Genomic DNA, 17,019 nt, shown 5'->3' on the forward strand with positions numbered 1-17,019 from the left:
TTCAATTTCCTTTTTCCTAACCGATCAGGTTCAGCTGCCTGGCCTGTTCCTCCGTCAAAATGAATTGTTCCGTGTCGGCGATTTTGTCGTCCTCATTTAGACCGAACATCAGCATAACGTCATCCCATATTTTCCGTTCCATCGCTTCGGCTTGCGTAATGATAATCTTCACAATGGGTCACTCCTCCCTGTTTCGCTCATTGATCGTCTTCTTCACATCCGGCTCAAACTTGGCCTATTACCTATACAACTTGTTCCACGGATTCGAATCTCTCGAAAGCCATTACCCATCCTAGTATGGATGCATGCTCGGCGTACGGATTCGAACCGCTGACAGCTTCCTGCAGGCGGTATCGCTCTTTCCATGTCAGAGGAAATCCGCCATATGCGCACTTTCGCATGAACAGCAGCAACAAACTGCGGCCGTGAAGCAGGAAAGAGCCTGCAGTTAACTTCTGCAGGCTCTACCAATAATATGTCAATGATTATGCAGGATAATGCCGAATCCAGGACATCGCGATCGTTCCTTCGCCGGCATGAACGCCGACGACCGGGATGAACGTCATGACTTCCGTCTTCACGCTCGGATGCGCGCCGCTGATTTCCTTCCGAAGCTCCTCCGCTTCCTCCTCGTTGTTCGCATGCATAATGCAGACCTTTTTAATCATTTGAATCTCATGCTTCAACGTCTCCAGCATTCGCTGTCTGGCCTTCTTGAACGTGCGGATCTTATCCTCCACAATCACTTTGCCCTCTTCGAACCGAAGCAACAGATGGATCCGGAGCAGATTGCTCAGAAGCAGCTGCGTCCCGGATACTCTGCCGCTGCTGTGCAGCCGGTGAAGACTGGCGGGGATCAGATAGAAGGACATATTATGGACCAAGGCCTGGATTTTCTCCTTGATCGTCTGTACGGTATCGCCCTGCTTGTGCCACTCAATGCCGGATCGTATCATCTCGCGGAGCGGAAAGGCTCCTGCTCTCGAATCTATTCCTACCACGGGTACCTCAGCTATTTCGGCAGCCTGGATCGACGAATGCAATGTCCCGCTCAGCTCGGACGAGCAATGGATCGCAATGACATCATCATATTTTCCCTTCAGGGATTCGTATAACTCGATGAATTCCCCGATCGGAGGCTGTGAGCTGCTGACTTTGGGTTCATCCTTCATTTTCTCGTAAAAGGCTTCAGCCGTCACATCAATGCCTTCCCGATACGTTTCTTGTCCAAGAATCAATCGCAAGGGCACAATATAGATATGATGGTCCCGGGCGAACGCGGGATCGATCGTGCTTGTGCTGTCGGTAACCCATGCTATGGATCTCATTATGTTGTTCACGTCTCGCTTTCGTATTTATGAAATAGTTATGGAAGCGATTTAAGCCGCTGAACCCATCATATCTCACCATAGCTGCGCATGCAAATGGAAGGAATATCTCCACTGTATTCGTATTTTTGCAAAATCGACATTCGCGGTTTTGCAGGATTGTCGTGGAATGGTCCCTATTCTTATCCGTTATTTTTAGGCGGCGGGTTGTATCCTTTTTCGCCAAACGGCTCAAGCTTCCGAATCCAATGCTCTTCCCGCTTATTCACCGCGTCCTTCATATCGAAGAAGACGCCCGGCTTAGGCTCGATCTGCTCCAAAATTTCAAATTCAAACGCATCCTCGCCAAATTCGTTCCACTCCTGCTGCAGCGTTTTGTTATAGCTGGTTCCCATCTGCAGTTCAAAGCGCTTGCCGTTCATCGTTTTCAAGTTCGGCGTGCCCGCGACAAACACCTTTCCATTCACCTTGTTCCGGATTTGGTAGACACCGGCGATGATCTTGATTTCCTTGTACATCTGCGTCAATTCCGCTCTACGGTTCATTGTTACCTTGCCTCCTCTTGTATTACTGCACTGCCTCTAACAACCCGGGCTCTAAGCTTCCCGATGCTACAGCCTTAGACCATAAGTACAAGCTGGCTGTTCGGCTCTTGATTGTTCCTGTTAACTGCCCACCAACGTGACCAGCTATGTCGTCAGCCAATATTCACTGCCATCATCCTTCCGGTCGATAAAGCCGTATTCGACCAAATAACGACGAATCGTAACGTAATCGGGATTATCGCGGCCGATCAAATCATTAACCTCCGTCTCAGTGTATACCCTGCCGGGCTCAAAGCGAGTCGCGATTTCCCGAAGCACGACATACTTCTGCTTCTCCCTAAGCTTGAAGGTCTTCAGCGGGCCTTGAGTTCCGTGCGGAAACACCTTTGCCAAAATCGCCTGCCGCTCCTCCTCCGTTACGTTATAGCGTTCATCGACCATTCGGGCTTGCTTCGGAATTTCCACGATCGCCGGCGCATGATTATCCTTCTCTTTAAGCAGCTCCATCATGGTCAACAGCACCTTCGACTGGCGTTCCTTCTCCTTCAGCGCAAACCGGTGATTTCGGATCGTGGACGCGCTGCCGATCCCCATCTCCTGCTGGACTTCCTTATCGCTCTTCCCTTGATAAAACAGCTGCAGCAGCCGGTTTTGATGCTCAGTCAGCCCTGTCAATTTTTTATCCAAGCCCGACAAATATTGAAATACCGAGCCATGCTCACGCTGAATGTGAACCTTCATGTATCGTTCAGCTTCATACAGCTTGTCATGATCGGGGTAAATGATCCCCTTCTCGACGGATTTACCGCATAACAGGCACATGAAGCTCGCCTCGTCCTCAACATAGCCCCGCTTCAATTCATCGACCGACGCATTCCAAAATCGTTCCGTATGATCCAATTCAACCACCACTTTTCATATATTGAGCATCATGTTAATCATATATTGATTATATAGACATTTTGTTATTATGTCTATTATTTCAACGAAATACAATGGATCAGCCTATATTGCCAGATCGGAGGATTTATACTTACCTTTGCCCCATTTCGCTCTATTAAAAAATATTCGGAAAATAAAACCTGCTGTCGTCAAAATTGAAAAAGCCCCGTTACCGGGGCTTCATTGCACGACCACTAGGACTTCATTGATACACTTTACAGCCAAGCTTATGATCTACTTGCTTCTACTTCCTCATACCAAGCTTGAACGTCCCGGCTTAGCCGCTCCACGATCTCAGGGTGAAGATCCGCCAGATTGGAGCGCTCCCCGGGATCCTTCGACAGATCGGACAGATGAACCTTATCCGGCACCAGGCGCTCGAAATCAAGCTTCCCGTTCAGCACCAGCTTCCAATCGCCTTCCCGAACGGCCAGTTGGCCTTGGTACTCCCAGAACAATTGCTTATGCGGCGACGGCTCGCCCATTAGCAGCATTTCCTTCAGGCTGCTTCCATCCAGCTCTGCGCCTTCAAGCGGTCCTGTCGCTGGATCGACGCCAGCCAGATCCAGAAAGGTCGGTACGATGTCCATCATAACTCCAACCTCATCGCGTACTTGTCCGCCTTCCAATCCGTTCGGCCAGCTCAGTATGGCAGGTTCACGGATTCCGCCCTCGAACAGGCTTGCTTTATGTCCCCGAAAGATTCCCGCGGTCCCGCCGTAATACACGTCTTCCGTTCCGTCGAGCCAGTTCCGGCTCTCGGAGGACGGTCCGTTATCGCTGGAGAAGAAGATGACCGTATTCTCGTAACAACCGGCAGCCTTCAGGGCCTTCACGATCTCCCCCACGCCGTCATCCACCGCGGCAATCATGGCAGCCATGACCTGCCGATCCCAAGGCAAATGAGCAAACCGGTCCATGTATTCCTTCGGGGCATGCATCGGATAGTGCGGCGCATTGTACGATACGAACAAAAAGAACGGATCCTCCTGCTCTCGAGATCGCTTGATGAAATCAACCGAACGTTCCGTGATCAATTCTGTCATATACCGGCCGTTCTCCCAAACCTCCGTTTCGTTTTCCCATAGATCATGCAGAGGATTGACGCCATGGCCTTGGCCCCAGTAAAAAATATGCGAGTAAAAATCGATGCAGCCCGCCTTAAATCCGAAAAACTCATCAAACCCATGCGCGTTCGGACTGGTTTCCTCGGATACGCCAAGATGCCATTTTCCATACAATGCCGTTCGATACCCCGCGGGCTTGAGCGCCTTCGCCAGTGTCACTTCGGTGGAGGGAAGTCCATCCAATCCGCGCTTTGCCCCCAGGATTTCGCCTACTCCCGCTCGGGCCGGATATTTGCCTGTCAATAAAGAGGCTCTTGACGGAGAGCAGACCGGAGAGTTGGAATACCAATTCGTAAAACGAATGCCTTCACCCGCCAAACTATCCAGATTTGGGGTTGTCACAGTATCGGATCCATAACATCCAAGGTCCCCATAACCTAGATCATCACAATAAATAACGATAAAATTCGGTTGTTTCATGTCTCCATTCACCTCTACCATGCATGACTTGTACCTCATCATCGTAACCTTTGGCAGGACTGCGCGGAATGCTCAATTCTTGCAATCGTTATACAATATGTTGCATAGTTTGAAATAACAAAAGAAATGGCTGAGGCATAGCCGGCAGGAGGAACCATGACATTTAATAACCTTCACTCATCCAGAGAAGAATACTTTAACAACCCGGCTTCATTTGAAACTCAATTGGGTTTATGGATATACAAATCCGGTTCTCAACCCTTTTTCACTGAAAAAGTCGGTCCCCGGTCCGTCGAGTTCTATAGTATACATTTCGTTGCCAGCGGCAAGGTAAGATTCTGTTGGGACGGCAGCAGCGTCTCCCTCTCGGAAGGGGATCTGTTCTGCCTCTTCCCCGGTTCGGTCTATACGTACGTCAAGGATTGCGACCAGCCGTCTACCACGATCACCTGGACGGCTTTTATGGGCGAGCAAATGCCATCCATATTGAAGCATGTCGAGTTATGCGCGGAGCGGCCCTATCGTCAACATGCATTCGGGGACAACGCCTTGGCTGTCATCAAGGAGATTCAACGATTGCTCCGGCAGCCCCAGCTGGACCATAGCCTTCAGCTGATGTCGCTGGGCTTTCAATTGATCCACAGCATCGATCCGAACCGGCACCGGAACTCAGCCTCTTCTTCGGCTGCGTGCGACTGGCTTGAATCCATCCCCGGGTATATGCAGCTTCATTGCACGGAGAATTTGTCCGTGGAACAGCTCGCAGCTTGGGCCGGCGTTCATCGCAGTCATTTCACCCGAGCGTTTACCCGCAGGTACGGCATCTCCCCGTCCCGCTACATGCAGCAGTTGATCATGGAAAAAGCAACCCGCCTGTTATCCGCCGAGGGCACCAGCATTACGCATACCGCCTTATCCCTGGGATATTCGGATTTGTTTACCTTCTCCCGTGCCTTCACACGGTATTTCGGAATAACCCCGAGTGCTTTCATGAAGACACAACGCCTTTCATCTCCGGCACGAGAAGGGCATCCTTGATATAACGGCGATCCACTTGGATACTATCGAGATCTGCCTGGATACTATGCGATCCATCTGGATGCTATCGGGATTCATCTGATGTTCTTTAGACCTCCAGGCGGCCCGGATGGATTTTCGACACTGCCTTCCGTCAGCAGCGCCCTGAGCGGCTTCGCTTTTTACCATAATATGGGCACTGTTTTCTGACTCTCCTACAATCTCTTCTTCCTCCTATGAAGCGAACCTGCTAAAATATAGAGGTTGCTGCTGTCAAAATTAGGGGGTATCATCATGGGAATTATACAACGGTCAGCAAATGAGCTGCGAACCTGGCCGCGTAATATTAAGCTTTTTTTCCTCGCCAATGTGCTGTACCAGTTCGGTACAGGCATGTTCAGCGTGCTCTACAATCTGTACATACAAAGCCTCGGCTATAATGATTCCATGAACGGTACCGTAGTCAGCGTTCAATCCCTGGCTACCGCGCTGATGTTTATCCCGATCGGCTTGATCGGAGACCGCACCAGCCGCAAACGGATCCTGGTGCTCGGCGCTTTGCTCAGCGGTGCAGGATTGATCGCCCGCTCCCTCTTTGAAAGCGAATTCAGCTTAATGGGGCTGGCAATATACACCGGATTGTTCGCTTCGTTCTTCCAGGTGCTCGCCATTCCTTTTCTGGCGGAAAACACGCCGAAGCAGGCGCGCATGCGCATCTTCAGCATTCACGCCTCCCTAGTGCTTGCTTCCCAGGTGCTTGGCAGCATGGGAGGGGGATTCCTGGCCGATGCCCTGCAGGCGCTGGGCATGAACAAAGTCGGCAGCTTGAAGTTCGCACTGCTCATCGGGGGCGTTGCCACCTTCGCTGCCTTCGTTCCGCTGCTATTTACAACCGACAAGTGGGAATCACTCGAACCGCAGGAACCGCAGCCTGTCCATCCCGACCAGGAAACGGTACCGAAGCAGCAGCCGTCCTTCACGAAAGACAAGCCTTCACTGCAGCCTGCAGCGGCCGGTTCCGGTAAGACAGCACACCGCGAAGATTATAGAATCATCGGTCAATTCGCCTTGGCCCAGCTGCTGATCGGGCTGGGCTCGGGCCTCGTCGTGCCGTATCTGAATCTGTATTTCACGAATCGGTTCTCGGTATCGCTCTCGGCGGTCGGCATTCTGATCTCCCTGGGACAAGTGATGACGATCGTATCCATGCTGATCGGGCCTACGCTGGTTAACCGGGTCGGCGCCGTTCGGGCCGTCGTCTATTTCCAGGTCATGTCCCTGCCTTTCCTGGTGCTGACCGGCTTTACCAACATCCTGATCGTGGCGTCCATCGGATTCCTGTTCCGTCAAGCACTGATGAACGCGGCCAACCCGATCCAATCCTCCATTCTGATCGACCGGGTACCGGACGACAAACGCGGAATCGCAAATTCCGTGACCCAGACGGCGTTCATGATGGGCTGGGCGACGATGGGCCCGGTGCAGTCCGCTTTGGTTACCACCTACGGCAGCTATTGGGGTTATGCGATCACCTTTTGCATCACCGGCACGCTTTACGTCTTCTCGTCGTTTCTGTATTACCGCATGTTCCGGGAGCCTAAGCGTAAGAAGGTGCCTGAATCCGCCGCGTCTACGCTCTAGCTTCTTCGCGCAGCGGCTTGACATGCGAAGGAACGCCGCTGCCCCGCGTCGATATGAATCGGGCCTGAAAGCTTCCGCGATAGCGGAAAACAGGCCCGAACAGCGGGTTAAACACATCCACCCGAATCCGGTAGGTTTGATGCCGGTCATCATACCATTCGCACACATCGGCCGTTCCCGTGAGTCCCGCCGGAAAGCGAAACCCAAGCCACCCCTCGTAGAACCGCTGCTCGCCTGAGCGAATACATATTCCGCCATTGCCGCTGACCGACACTTCAAGGTCTACCGCTAAATGCTGCTTGCTTCCCAGATAATCCACAATGCCGTTTCGCTCTTGGCTGTAAATCATCGTCGCGTCAAATCTTCTAATGCCCGATGGAAATTGAAAGCTTCTGCACCAAGTCACCGTCTCTCGTCCGTAACGATCCAAATAGGCGTAGTTCTCAATCCGAAACGGGATATGGAGTCCCCGTTCAGGGAACATAATGTGGCGCACCGTTCCGATGTAGAGCGGGAGCTTTGCCCAGCGCGCATACCAAATCTCATCCATAGTCCCTTCGCCGATCGAGGCCACCATATCCTTGCTGCCGAACCCGAACCTCTCCTGGATTTTGGGATGAAGCTTCCGAAATTCCCGGCCTAGCGCCTTCTCATAAATGGATATCATGGGCTCTCTCCTCCTTCTGCCGCACCTTGCTTGTCCTTGGAGTGCCCGGCTCCCGCAAGCATCGGGAATCACTTGGCAAATCTGTCGAAGACCAGGAGGCAAGCAGACATAGAACGAGCATCGTGCCGCTCAGAAGCAGCGGATTGAACGGTGCTTTAAGCCAGGCAGGCTCCGGGATGAGCGCTCCCAGCATCAGTCCCGCCAGCAGGACGGACTCGAGCCTGTACCACCATCGGCTCTTATGAAATGTAAGGCTGATCAAGCCAATACATATCTCAAAAACGCCCAGCATTCCAAGGATTGCGCGTTCCTGACCGCTCCACCAGCCGATGTGCTGCAGCATCTCCAGCTCCCCGCCCTCCGGGAACAGCAGCTTCGGCACCAATCCTTCGTAGATCCACAGCAGTGCCAGCGTCAATACGCTGCAAGCATGGATCCATGTTTGCCGGATCGACACGGCAGGCGGAATGCTCCTCTCCAGCCACAGCCGCAGCACGTCAAAGCTCCAGGCTGCAGCCTTCCCGAACATCGGACGAAACACCAGCCGGTCAAACCAAGCGCCGATCAGGCCAAATCGTGTCTTGTAATCGTATTGGGTCGAGAAGGTTATGACCCCTCTCCCTCCATCCCGGTATCGCCAGTATCCGCTGCCTTCGCGGATCAAAGATATGTTCTGATCAGAGCCAAAACGCAGCACTGACATCCGATCCCCGTCTTCCCGTCGCGAAAACGCATGGGTCACCCCAATTCCGGTGATCGTAAGACCGAATCCGATTCGGGTCTTATATAGAAACCGCTGATGCTTGGAATCGCCTTTAGGCAAGTAATGGATGCTCGAGAACCGCACGTCCCACTGCTGATGCAGCTCCGGACGCTGCGTATGCTTCCACAGCGTATCGAGATCCGACTCGATATCAATCTCCACATAGATCGGCTTTCTCTTCATGCTCCGACTCCTCCATACCAGCTTCATTACCGGCGTAACAGCATTTTCGTTCACCGGGTATTCATGCATTCAGCATACAGCCGAATCCACTTTCCCGTTAGTTCCGACTTTCATAGAACCACAACCAAAAAAGGTACTACGTTTCGTAGTACCCCCCACAATAAATACGCTATGTTTTTGGCTCAAAACCTTGCACCGGGCGTTCGCCCTAACCGCTAACGATCCTTTATGATCCCTTTTCGCCGCACCTTTTCAACGGCTTCTTTGCCGCTCTTTACGCCAAGCTTTTTCAGGATTTTATTAATTTGATTCTTTAACGTGCTTTCCGATTTGAACAGCTTATGCTCGATCTGCGCATGGGTGTACCCTTTCTCCATCAGCTCGAATACCTCCCGTTCCGCATGTGTTAAGCCCCGCAGCTGCTCCTCCCGCTTCAACCGGGAAAATTCCTTCAGCAGCGCCTCCATCGGACCGGCATGCAGCAGGGCACCGCGGATCGCCCCCGGCAGCTCCTTGAACCTCGCCTTTTCGATATATTGCACGGCTCCTGCCGTAAAGGCCTGTGTGATCGTCTGCTCGTCATCCATGGAGGTTAACATGATCACCTTGGCCTGCGGCCTGATTTCCAAAATGTCGGCGGCCGTGTAAATGCCGTCCAGCTGTCCCGGGGTGAGCTGTATGTCCATCAACACAACATCAAACGAAAGGACGCGTGCCATGGCGGCTGCCTGCTCCGGCGTCTGGGCGGCCCCCGCTACCAGCATGTCCTCCTGTCCGTTCAGAAAAACAGTCATCGCCTTGATCCAATCGGGATCGTCTTCAACCAGAAAAATTTGTATCGGGCTCATTCCTCCCCCCTTCCTGCCAGTCGTACCAACACCCGGCGGGGGAAATACAGGGACACTTCGGTTCCTTCCCCCTGGCGGCTCTCCAGGCCTATCGATCCCCCGCTTTTTTTCATCACATGGTATGCATAGGAAAGACCTAATCCGTAATTGCTTCGTCGATCCTTCTTGGTGCTGTAAAAAGGTTCAAATACCCGCGCCTGGAGCCCATCCGGAATACCGTTGCCATAATCCTTGACCGAGATCACCGCGCCCCGTCGTCCGGCATCGACCGTCAATTCGATCACCCCGGCCCTGGGTGTAGCCTCGACTGCATTTTGCAGCAGGTTGCCCGCCGCCTCGGTAACATGAACCGGATCGATCAGCAGCCACGGGCGCTGCCGGATGTGGAGCTTGACCTCAACCCCATGACTACGCAGCATTTCGTGCTCGCGATGCAAGAGCTCCTTGACCAGTTGATCCAGCCGAACCGGCTGCGCCTTCAGGACGAGCTCCTTCGTTTGCTGCTGAATCCTCTCCGTCATGGCAAGGAGATGCTCCGACGCCTGTGTGATGATCCCGAGCTGCTCAAGCGCAGCCCCTTGGTTCGGCTGCAACATTTGCTTCACATTTTCCGTGCTCAGAGCGATTTTTCCGATTTCATTCTTGAGGGTGTGGTTCAGCAGGGAGGTTCCCGTCGAAACCGCCTGCATTGTACGGTCCATCGGATCCCGTTCAACCTTCAGCCGCATGCCGAGCACACCATACACGAACACGCAGATCAACCCGACGACGAACGAATATACGATTAGCAGCGATACATATTGAAAGAAATCATAACCGGGATACAAGAGGCTCCCGACATTAATCAGAAGCATCACGCCCAGCAGCGTAGGGACCATAATCATGGCCGTGATCAGCAGACTTCTGCGTCTGTTCGGATTCATTTCTTGTACATAGGCCCGAATTAATAAATAGCACGATATGAAATAGTACGGAGCTGTCCAGACAAGCAGCAGCCCGAAATCGATCCGATGCTCAGGAAAAACGATGACTTGGAGTACCGTTATAAGCGGGGGCAACAGCAGCCCGAGCTTGAAGTAGCGCAGCTTGACCGGATCTATCTGCTGCCGGGTGTACACGATGCAAAATACAAGCACCCCGTAAGGCGACATCGTATGATTGAAGCTTTGAATGATCGGCTCAAATGAAGCCGGTATAAAGCCGTCCGGCTCTAGGAGTTGGGTTAAGCCGCCTACGCCTGAGCTGAATAAGAAGAAAGCCGCCCAGCGATTCACCTCTTGCCGCGGCTGGTTCGCCAGCAGCACGATTGCCGCGATCCATAAGGCCGCCACATAGTATAGCATTTCACATCGCCCTATCCTCTTTCATTTTCTAGTTTCATCCTACCATACCTGTTCGACAAATGGAGCACGCTTTACATCACGAAAACACTCAGTTTACATTCAGCTGGATTTAAGCCAGAAATCAGAAACGATTGATAGCATGGTTTCAGAAGCAAATAAGCGAACTGACAGAAATGAGGTGGAAGCATGAACAAAGGATTGAAATACCGGAATGAACTGAAGTTTTTTGTCAACATGCATCAATACCGGATCATCCGGCAGCGGTTGAACCATTTGATCCGTCACGATAACCATGCGGGACCGTCCGGAGAATACCATATTCGAAGCCTGTATTTCGACGATATCAATAATAAGGCGCTGCACGAGAAGCTGGCCGGCGTCCGGGACCGCGTAAAATACCGGATTCGCATCTATAACGTGAAGGACGACGTGATCCATTTTGAGAAAAAGATAAAGTTCCGCGACTACATCGCGAAGCTGAAAGAGCCCCTTACCCGGGAGATGACGGACCGGATTATGGCGGGGGATTACGAATGTCTGTACCAGCCGGACAAGCCTCTGATGATGGAACTCTATCACGAGATGAAGCATAACCTGCTGCGCCCGAAGGTCATCGTCGATTATGTCCGTGAACCGTACGTATGCGCAAACGGCAATGTCCGGATCACGTTCGACAAGGAGCTGCGCACAGGGCTCCACTCGGTGGATCTGTTCAACCGGGAGCTGCTGTCGATCCAGGCTATTGATGAGAATCTGATCATTCTTGAAGTCAAGTATGACGAGTATATACCGGATTACATCAAGATTGCCCTGCAGCTGGAGGGACTTCAGCGCCAGTCCGCATCGAAATACGTTATTTGCCGAAAATTTTTAAAGTATAACGCTTGGGAGGATCAATAATTCATGAATGCAACGTCTAACGAAACGACCAACTTTTCTAATATTATCAAAAAATCCGTCCTCGAGAACTTCGCATCCGATATCAGCATCGCCAAAATATTGATTACGCTCGCCATCGCTTTTGTCATCGGATTGTTTATATATCTGCTGTATAAACGGGTATTCAGCGGGGTGCTCTATTCGAAGAGCTTCAACGTGTCCCTGATCGGAATGACCATGATTACGGCGGTTGTGATCATCGCCATCAACTCCAATCTCGTGCTCTCGCTCGGTATGGTCGGCGCGCTGTCCATCGTTCGTTTCCGGACCCCGATCAAAGACCCGACCGATTTGATCTTTCTGTTCTGGGCAGCTGTTGCAGGCATCGTAACCGGCGCAGGTTTCTATACGCTGGCGGCGATCGGTTCCGTGGTCGTAGGCCTCATTCTGTTCTTCTTCATAAAAAAAGCCTCAGTCGACACCCCCTATCTTCTTGTCGTCCATTGCCAAGACGAGCAGAGCGAGCAGGCGGTTCGCACTCGCATCGCCGAAGCGGTAAAACGTTACAATCTGAAGCAAAAAACCGTTTCAAACGGGAACATCGAGCTGACGGTGGAAGTCAGACTGAAGGATGCCGAGGGCGAATTCGTCAACAAGCTGTCCGGACTCCCCGGCGTCCATAACGCGGTCCTGATCAGCTACAGCGGCGATTATGTATCCTAAGACAGGTGGTGTCTCGATATGAAAACAAAATATGCCGCAGCTCCCCTGTCCCTTCTGCTGGCCTTGATGCTTCTCTTATCCGGCTGTCAGGATTGGCTGGCACCCCGTGCAAGCCAAGCAAATAAGGCGGAGGATGGGAGCGCAGCCGCGCAGGAGAGCGTGTCCACGGTGTTCCCGAAGGATCAGGTCATCGATGTGAAGATTACGATCGATGAAGCGGATTTTGCGGATATGATCGACAATGCCGAAGCGGAGGAGTATAAAGAGGCGTCGGTTGATTATAACGGGCAGAAGTTCGAACATGTCGGCATTCGGACCAAAGGCAACTTGAGCTTGCGGAGCGTGGTCAACTCCGACTCCGATCGTTATAGCTTCAAGCTGTCCTTCGATGAATATGTGAATCAAACGCTGGACGGGATCAGCAAAATCAATCTCAACAACAACTACAGCGACGCAACGTACATGAGAGAATTTCTCGCCTACGAGCTGGCGGCATCCGGTGGCCTGCCAACGCCTGGCTTCTCGTACGTCAATGTCTATATTAACGGCGAGCTTTGGGGATTCTACCTTGCCGTCGAGCAGATCGGCGATTCTTATCTGGAGCGCCACTTCGGGAATGCATACGGTGCCTTGTATAAGGGCGTCATGACCGGCGCCGGCAGCGATCTGACCTGGCTCGGTCAGGATCCGGATTCGTACACGGGCCTAGAAATGAAGTCCAAATCCTCCAATGACGACGTTCTGATCGACATGCTGGATGAGCTGAATAACGGTTCCGATTACGAGCAGGTTCTTGATGTGGACCAGGCGCTGAGGTATATCGCCCTAAATGTGGCCGCATCGAATATGGACAGCTATCTCGGCATGAACAAACAGAATTATTATTTATATGAGAATAAGGGGGTCTTCTCCATTCTCCCTTGGGACTACAACATGGCCTTTGGAGGGTTCGGCGGTTCCGGCATCCTGATCGACGAACCGACCCAAGGGGCCGTAGCCGAGCGGCCGCTCGTTGCGAAGCTCCTGGAGGTGGGTGAATACAAGGAGCGCTATCACGCCATCCTTCAGGACATGCTGGATGGATACCTCAAGCAGGAAACGTTCGCGAAGCGCGTGGAACAGCTCAAGGCGCTGATATCCGAGCACGTGCAGCAGGAACCGCGGCCTTTCTATACGTACGAGCAGTACGAGGAAGCCGTGCCTGCCCTCCTCACATTCGTCCAGCAATCAACGGAGAATATCCAGCAGCAGCTGGACGGCACGCTCCCTTCTTCCGGAGACGGCAGCGGCAGCGGTGGCGGCATGGGTCCCGGAGGCTTGGGCGGCATGCAGCCGGGCGATGCAGATCCTGCAGGCAGCATGCCGCAGGGTGAAGCAGGTGCTGCTGGCGGTATCGGCGGTATGCCCGAGGATGCCGCTGGCGCTGCAAACAGAGCCAGCGGTAATATGGAGCAGGATAATGCGGACGCTGCTAAGAGCGGTACTGGCCTGGGCGCAGCTGACGATACCAACGGCGGTATGCCGCAGAATGGCCCGGGCGCTGCTGAAGGTGCCAACGGCGGACAGGACGTGACACCGCAAGTGGATCGTTGGATAACCGCTAACAGCTCCGGCAACACGGCGACAAACACGGTGGCCGATAGCGCAGCCGCAGCAAATCGCACGGCCGATAACAAGAACACCGTTCCCGCATCGCAGGCGCAGGCTGGTGAACAAACACCGGAGCTGTCGCAGCAGCAATCACAGCAAGAAGCCCAGCAGGAGTCCTCGCTGGTAACGTCACAGCAATCCCAACAAGGAGCTCGGCAATTTCAGCAGTCGCAGCAAGGAGCCCAGCAACCATCACAACAGGACGCAGTTGGCCAAGGAGCGGTGCCCGGGAATGCGTCAGCCCCGGACACCAACGCTCAAACCGGGCAGCCGAATGCCAATCAGGAGCAGCAAACGAATCGCTTTGGCGAATTCGGCGGCGGGATGGGCGGCGGAATGCCGGGCGGCCGGGGCATGGGACTGCAGGATTGGAACAACAGTCAAGACCAGGAGCAAGGGAATATGCAAGAGCTGGTCTATACCGGGATCTCCGTCCTCCTTCTCATTGCGGCCTGTCTTATCGTTACGCTGTATAAACGCAAAAAGCTGTAACTCACATCTCATCATCACATAACAAGCTCCATTCATTCCAAAGCGAATGAATGGAGCTTGTTGGTTACATACCATAATCCTTTATGCTAAACGCCCAAGTAAATCCAGAATGACAGGCAGCGCAATCATAACGGCTGCGGCGGTAATCGTCACAGCTGTCATCTGGCGGGACATTCTCCGTTGCGTGGCCTTGGAGCGGTACCATCCGCCAAACTGCAGACGATTACGGTACAGAACCATAAACCCAAGCACATTCCCTAAGAACAGGAACAGGATATAATAGTCTTTCCATAACACCCATGACTGCAAAACAGCCAGTTCGATATTCGTTATGATTGCAGTACTGAGCATGAATAAGACCATCATTCGGACGATTTCCAGCATGGCGCTTCCCAGCTTGGCCATCACGCACCCCTCCCCTCATACTATGATCAGCGTGGACAGTTCCGGACCAGCCGGAAGCCTTCTAACACTTCTATGATATCCCGTAATCGCACACCATCGACGTAGGTTATCTCATCTCTGGGCCGTGCATGCACCGATCACGATGGTTCAATCCCCTGCTAACCGCATGACAACATCAAGGTGCTTCGCTGTTCAGGTCGGTAACGGGAGAATGCTCCGCTTTCTTCGCATGACTGTTTACATAATAGCTTTCCAGCCGCCGGCTCCCCCATAAGGATAGAGCGATAAAGGCCAGAACGCCGACAAGCTTATACGGCTCGGCTGCAATGTCGGACAGGTTCGCACCTATATAGGATACGCAGAATACCATAATGCCTTTTCCTAATGTTACGGCCAGCAGGTAGGATAGGATATGCATTCTCGCCAGACCGGCGGCAATATTAACGGCGACAAACGGACCGACCGGTAAAATGCCGAGCAAGAACACGTAACTGAACCCGTTCTTCTGAATCCATCGCATTCCCCGCTGTACCTTGGGCTTGGCTGCCCAGCGCGCGAGAAAGCGGCTGTCGGATATTTTCCTCACCAGGAGAAAGGTTGTCAGGCAGCCTGCGATCATGCCGATCCAAGAATACAGGAACCCTTCCCATAACCCGTATACGGCGGCATTCACCCCTACGATCACAATCGTCGGCATTGGCGGAACGAAGGATTTCATGAAGGTCAGCAGGATCCCCGGCAAAGGGCCAAGCGCTCTGAACTGCTCCAGAAACCACTCCAGGTTGCTCTCCGTAAAATAAGACGTGATATCCAAATAACCCGTCGGCATTGCGTTCACTCATTTCTATCGTCAGTTGCCTATAGTATAAATCAATACCGACCCTGAATCTATATAAGGATTAGCTTGCTTTTCAGGGAGCCGGTGTCAGTCCAGCAATCAGCTTACACTTATCCGATCAGCTCCAGCTGTCTTAGGTGATGTTTGTCATGCCAAATAAAATCCTTCATAAACTGCGCGACCTTAAACGGATGACCGTCTTTATCCGTGTAATCCCCGTCGTACACATCCTCCGGCATGGACCGGATCGCTTCGATCAGCTGCTCCCGCGCTGCAATCGTCTGGCGGACCAAATCCTCGGTTGTGCTTGCTTTCGCATAATCTCTGGCATTTTCATTAAACTCGTCATAGTTCAAGTGTTCAGAGGTCGGAGCTTCCCCGCGCGCAATCTTCTCAATCGCCTCTGCGAAAAAGTATTCGTCCCATCTGAAAATATGACAGACAACCTCGCGAACCGTCCACTTGCCTTCGGCCAGCGGGGTGCTCCACAACGTTTCATCCCGATCTGCAAGCTCCTTTACCCGATCGATCCATTCCCCATATTCGCTGAGCAGCTGTTCTTTCTCACTCATCTTCGTTCCTCTCCCTCGCTAATAATTTATGATAAAATCCGTTTAGTCTATCATCCGACCAGTTATACATGTCCAGCAGAGCTGCATAAGGATCGCCTGGAATTCCCAGCAGCTCCGCAAAAGCCGGCTCCGTCTTGATTCCCGCTTGCTTCAGTTCGATAATCCGTTCTCTTCCGGCTTCGCCTATCAGCTGAAGCAGCCGATACTCTACGACCATATGCCGGTATCCGTTCTGCTGTTTCGTCGGCACAGGCTGGCCGAATATTTCGAACATCCAGCCTTTGTACCGGAAGCGGACCACGATGCGATCCATGCCATTAACGTTTCGGCTATCGACCGACAGATCCGGCAGATGTCCGAAAACCTCGTGGATGGTCTGTTCAAATGCAGCGAAGTCCGTAACGCGGCAGGCGATATCGAGGTCACTTCCCGGGATGTCGATGCCAATAGGGATCGTGCCAACGAGAATCGGATCATACGGTGCCAGATGGGCAAACAGCCTCAGGTCATCCATGACGAGCGCGGCCTGCCTCTGCTTCTCCGTACCCTGATACAAATAATCGATATTCAGAAACTTTATGTCCTGCATGCTCAATCTTTTTCCTTTCCCGGCCTGCTGCACGCCATCGAACCAAC

The 17,019-nt window shown here is 52.6% G+C and carries 18 protein-coding genes; 5 read left to right on the forward strand and 13 right to left on the reverse strand.

Annotation, left to right across the window (positions count from 1 at the left end):
* Positions 1 to 16: 16 nt before the first annotated feature.
* From J2Z18_RS17090 to J2Z18_RS17110, 5 genes are all read right to left on the reverse strand, one after another.
* Entirely contained in the window at positions 17 to 172 is a 156-nt protein-coding gene (locus J2Z18_RS17090) for a hypothetical protein (protein ID WP_186311147.1), read from the reverse strand.
* A 313-nt stretch (positions 173 to 485) separates the two neighbouring features.
* Positions 486 to 1,328, reverse strand: a complete 843-nt coding sequence (fakB, locus tag J2Z18_RS17095) for a fatty acid kinase binding subunit FakB (RefSeq protein WP_210095067.1) — start codon at positions 1,326 to 1,328, stop codon at positions 486 to 488.
* A 182-nt stretch (positions 1,329 to 1,510) separates the two neighbouring features.
* On the reverse strand, positions 1,511 to 1,873 hold the full coding sequence (locus tag J2Z18_RS17100) for a GIY-YIG nuclease family protein (protein ID WP_007128545.1): 363 nt from the start codon (positions 1,871 to 1,873) through the stop codon (positions 1,511 to 1,513).
* Positions 1,874 to 2,017: 144 nt separating this feature from the next.
* The gene (locus J2Z18_RS17105; RefSeq protein ID WP_210095068.1) at positions 2,018 to 2,773 is read right to left on the reverse strand and encodes a DUF2087 domain-containing protein; all 756 of its coding nucleotides are present in this window, start codon (positions 2,771 to 2,773) and stop codon (positions 2,018 to 2,020) included.
* A 269-nt stretch (positions 2,774 to 3,042) separates the two neighbouring features.
* Positions 3,043 to 4,362 carry a sulfatase-like hydrolase/transferase gene (locus J2Z18_RS17110; RefSeq protein ID WP_210095069.1) on the reverse strand — a complete coding sequence of 440 codons (1,320 nt, stop codon included), beginning with the start codon at positions 4,360 to 4,362 and terminating at the stop codon, positions 3,043 to 3,045.
* Between the two features lie 156 nt (positions 4,363 to 4,518).
* Between J2Z18_RS17110 and J2Z18_RS17115 the strand changes: the two genes are divergently transcribed.
* Entirely contained in the window at positions 4,519 to 5,400 is an 882-nt protein-coding gene (locus J2Z18_RS17115) for an AraC family transcriptional regulator (protein ID WP_210095070.1), read from the forward strand.
* 273 nt (positions 5,401 to 5,673) lie between these two features.
* The gene (locus J2Z18_RS17120) at positions 5,674 to 7,020 is read left to right on the forward strand and encodes an MFS transporter (protein ID WP_210095071.1); all 1,347 of its coding nucleotides are present in this window, start codon (positions 5,674 to 5,676) and stop codon (positions 7,018 to 7,020) included.
* On the opposite strand, the gene J2Z18_RS17125 is transcribed toward J2Z18_RS17120, so the two are convergent.
* The 4 genes from J2Z18_RS17125 to J2Z18_RS17140 form a co-directional block, all read right to left on the reverse strand.
* Positions 7,010 to 7,687, reverse strand: a complete 678-nt coding sequence (locus J2Z18_RS17125) for a DUF4166 domain-containing protein (RefSeq protein WP_210095072.1) — start codon at positions 7,685 to 7,687, stop codon at positions 7,010 to 7,012. The genes J2Z18_RS17120 and J2Z18_RS17125 overlap by 11 nt on opposite strands.
* Complete coding sequence (locus J2Z18_RS17130; RefSeq protein WP_210095073.1) at positions 7,671 to 8,633, reverse strand: DoxX-like family protein; 963 nt, start codon at positions 8,631 to 8,633, stop codon at positions 7,671 to 7,673. The genes J2Z18_RS17125 and J2Z18_RS17130 overlap by 17 nt, the downstream gene beginning before the upstream one ends.
* A gap of 215 nt (positions 8,634 to 8,848) precedes the next feature.
* Positions 8,849 to 9,481, reverse strand: a complete 633-nt coding sequence (locus tag J2Z18_RS17135; protein ID WP_007128552.1) for a response regulator transcription factor — start codon at positions 9,479 to 9,481, stop codon at positions 8,849 to 8,851.
* Positions 9,478 to 10,824, reverse strand: a complete 1,347-nt coding sequence (locus J2Z18_RS17140; protein WP_210095074.1) for a sensor histidine kinase — start codon at positions 10,822 to 10,824, stop codon at positions 9,478 to 9,480. Before J2Z18_RS17140 ends, J2Z18_RS17135 begins: the two co-directional genes overlap by 4 nt.
* Before the next feature lie 186 nt (positions 10,825 to 11,010).
* Here J2Z18_RS17140 and J2Z18_RS17145 point away from each other — a divergent pair, with 186 nt between their 5' ends.
* Genes J2Z18_RS17145 through J2Z18_RS17155 form a run of 3 tightly spaced genes read left to right on the forward strand, consistent with a single transcriptional unit; the run spans position 11,011 to position 14,568 of the window.
* Positions 11,011 to 11,724, forward strand: a complete 714-nt coding sequence (locus J2Z18_RS17145) for a polyphosphate polymerase domain-containing protein (protein ID WP_210095075.1) — start codon at positions 11,011 to 11,013, stop codon at positions 11,722 to 11,724.
* A gap of 3 nt (positions 11,725 to 11,727) precedes the next feature.
* On the forward strand, positions 11,728 to 12,426 hold the full coding sequence (locus J2Z18_RS17150) for a DUF4956 domain-containing protein (RefSeq protein ID WP_007128555.1): 699 nt from the start codon (positions 11,728 to 11,730) through the stop codon (positions 12,424 to 12,426).
* An 18-nt stretch (positions 12,427 to 12,444) separates the two neighbouring features.
* On the forward strand, positions 12,445 to 14,568 hold the full coding sequence (locus J2Z18_RS17155) for a CotH kinase family protein (RefSeq protein ID WP_210095076.1): 2,124 nt from the start codon (positions 12,445 to 12,447) through the stop codon (positions 14,566 to 14,568).
* A gap of 81 nt (positions 14,569 to 14,649) precedes the next feature.
* On the opposite strand, the gene J2Z18_RS17160 is transcribed toward J2Z18_RS17155, so the two are convergent.
* The 4 genes from J2Z18_RS17160 to J2Z18_RS17175 all read right to left on the reverse strand — a co-directional run bounded on the left by J2Z18_RS17160 (position 14,650) and on the right by J2Z18_RS17175 (position 16,972).
* Positions 14,650 to 14,973, reverse strand: coding sequence for a hypothetical protein (locus J2Z18_RS17160; protein ID WP_007128557.1), 324 nt, complete (start codon positions 14,971 to 14,973; stop codon positions 14,650 to 14,652).
* 175 nt (positions 14,974 to 15,148) lie between these two features.
* Complete coding sequence (locus tag J2Z18_RS17165; RefSeq protein WP_007128558.1) at positions 15,149 to 15,802, reverse strand: TVP38/TMEM64 family protein; 654 nt, start codon at positions 15,800 to 15,802, stop codon at positions 15,149 to 15,151.
* Positions 15,803 to 15,921: 119 nt separating this feature from the next.
* Positions 15,922 to 16,383 (reverse strand): DinB family protein, encoded by a 462-nt coding sequence (locus J2Z18_RS17170; protein ID WP_210095077.1) that lies wholly within the window; start codon positions 16,381 to 16,383, stop codon positions 15,922 to 15,924.
* Positions 16,376 to 16,972, reverse strand: a complete 597-nt coding sequence (locus J2Z18_RS17175) for a DUF4269 domain-containing protein (RefSeq protein ID WP_007128560.1) — start codon at positions 16,970 to 16,972, stop codon at positions 16,376 to 16,378. Before J2Z18_RS17175 ends, J2Z18_RS17170 begins: the two co-directional genes overlap by 8 nt.
* Positions 16,973 to 17,019: the final 47 nt, after the last annotated feature.

The organism is Paenibacillus lactis, from assembly GCF_017873605.1.
In the GTDB taxonomy this organism is placed as follows: Bacteria; Bacillota; Bacilli; order Paenibacillales; family Paenibacillaceae; genus Paenibacillus_AQ; species Paenibacillus_AQ lactis.

Coding starts and splice junctions, on each gene's coding strand:
- fakB (WP_210095067.1), bottom strand. CDS start 1,328: ATGAGATCCATAGCATGGGTTACCGACAGCACAAGCACGATCGATCCC.
- J2Z18_RS17100 (WP_007128545.1), bottom strand. CDS start 1,873: ATGAACCGTAGAGCGGAATTGACGCAGATGTACAAGGAAATCAAGATC.
- J2Z18_RS17110 (WP_210095069.1), bottom strand. CDS start 4,362: ATGAAACAACCGAATTTTATCGTTATTTATTGTGATGATCTAGGTTAT.
- J2Z18_RS17115 (WP_210095070.1), top strand. CDS start 4,519: ATGACATTTAATAACCTTCACTCATCCAGAGAAGAATACTTTAACAAC.
- J2Z18_RS17120 (WP_210095071.1), top strand. CDS start 5,674: ATGGGAATTATACAACGGTCAGCAAATGAGCTGCGAACCTGGCCGCGT.
- J2Z18_RS17125 (WP_210095072.1), bottom strand. CDS start 7,687: ATGATATCCATTTATGAGAAGGCGCTAGGCCGGGAATTTCGGAAGCTT.
- J2Z18_RS17130 (WP_210095073.1), bottom strand. CDS start 8,633: ATGAAGAGAAAGCCGATCTATGTGGAGATTGATATCGAGTCGGATCTC.
- J2Z18_RS17135 (WP_007128552.1), bottom strand. CDS start 9,481: ATGAGCCCGATACAAATTTTTCTGGTTGAAGACGATCCCGATTGGATC.
- J2Z18_RS17140 (WP_210095074.1), bottom strand. CDS start 10,824: ATGCTATACTATGTGGCGGCCTTATGGATCGCGGCAATCGTGCTGCTG.
- J2Z18_RS17145 (WP_210095075.1), top strand. CDS start 11,011: ATGAACAAAGGATTGAAATACCGGAATGAACTGAAGTTTTTTGTCAAC.
- J2Z18_RS17150 (WP_007128555.1), top strand. CDS start 11,728: ATGAATGCAACGTCTAACGAAACGACCAACTTTTCTAATATTATCAAA.
- J2Z18_RS17155 (WP_210095076.1), top strand. CDS start 12,445: ATGAAAACAAAATATGCCGCAGCTCCCCTGTCCCTTCTGCTGGCCTTG.
- J2Z18_RS17160 (WP_007128557.1), bottom strand. CDS start 14,973: ATGGCCAAGCTGGGAAGCGCCATGCTGGAAATCGTCCGAATGATGGTC.
- J2Z18_RS17165 (WP_007128558.1), bottom strand. CDS start 15,802: ATGCCGACGGGTTATTTGGATATCACGTCTTATTTTACGGAGAGCAAC.
- J2Z18_RS17170 (WP_210095077.1), bottom strand. CDS start 16,383: ATGAGTGAGAAAGAACAGCTGCTCAGCGAATATGGGGAATGGATCGAT.
- J2Z18_RS17175 (WP_007128560.1), bottom strand. CDS start 16,972: ATGCAGGACATAAAGTTTCTGAATATCGATTATTTGTATCAGGGTACG.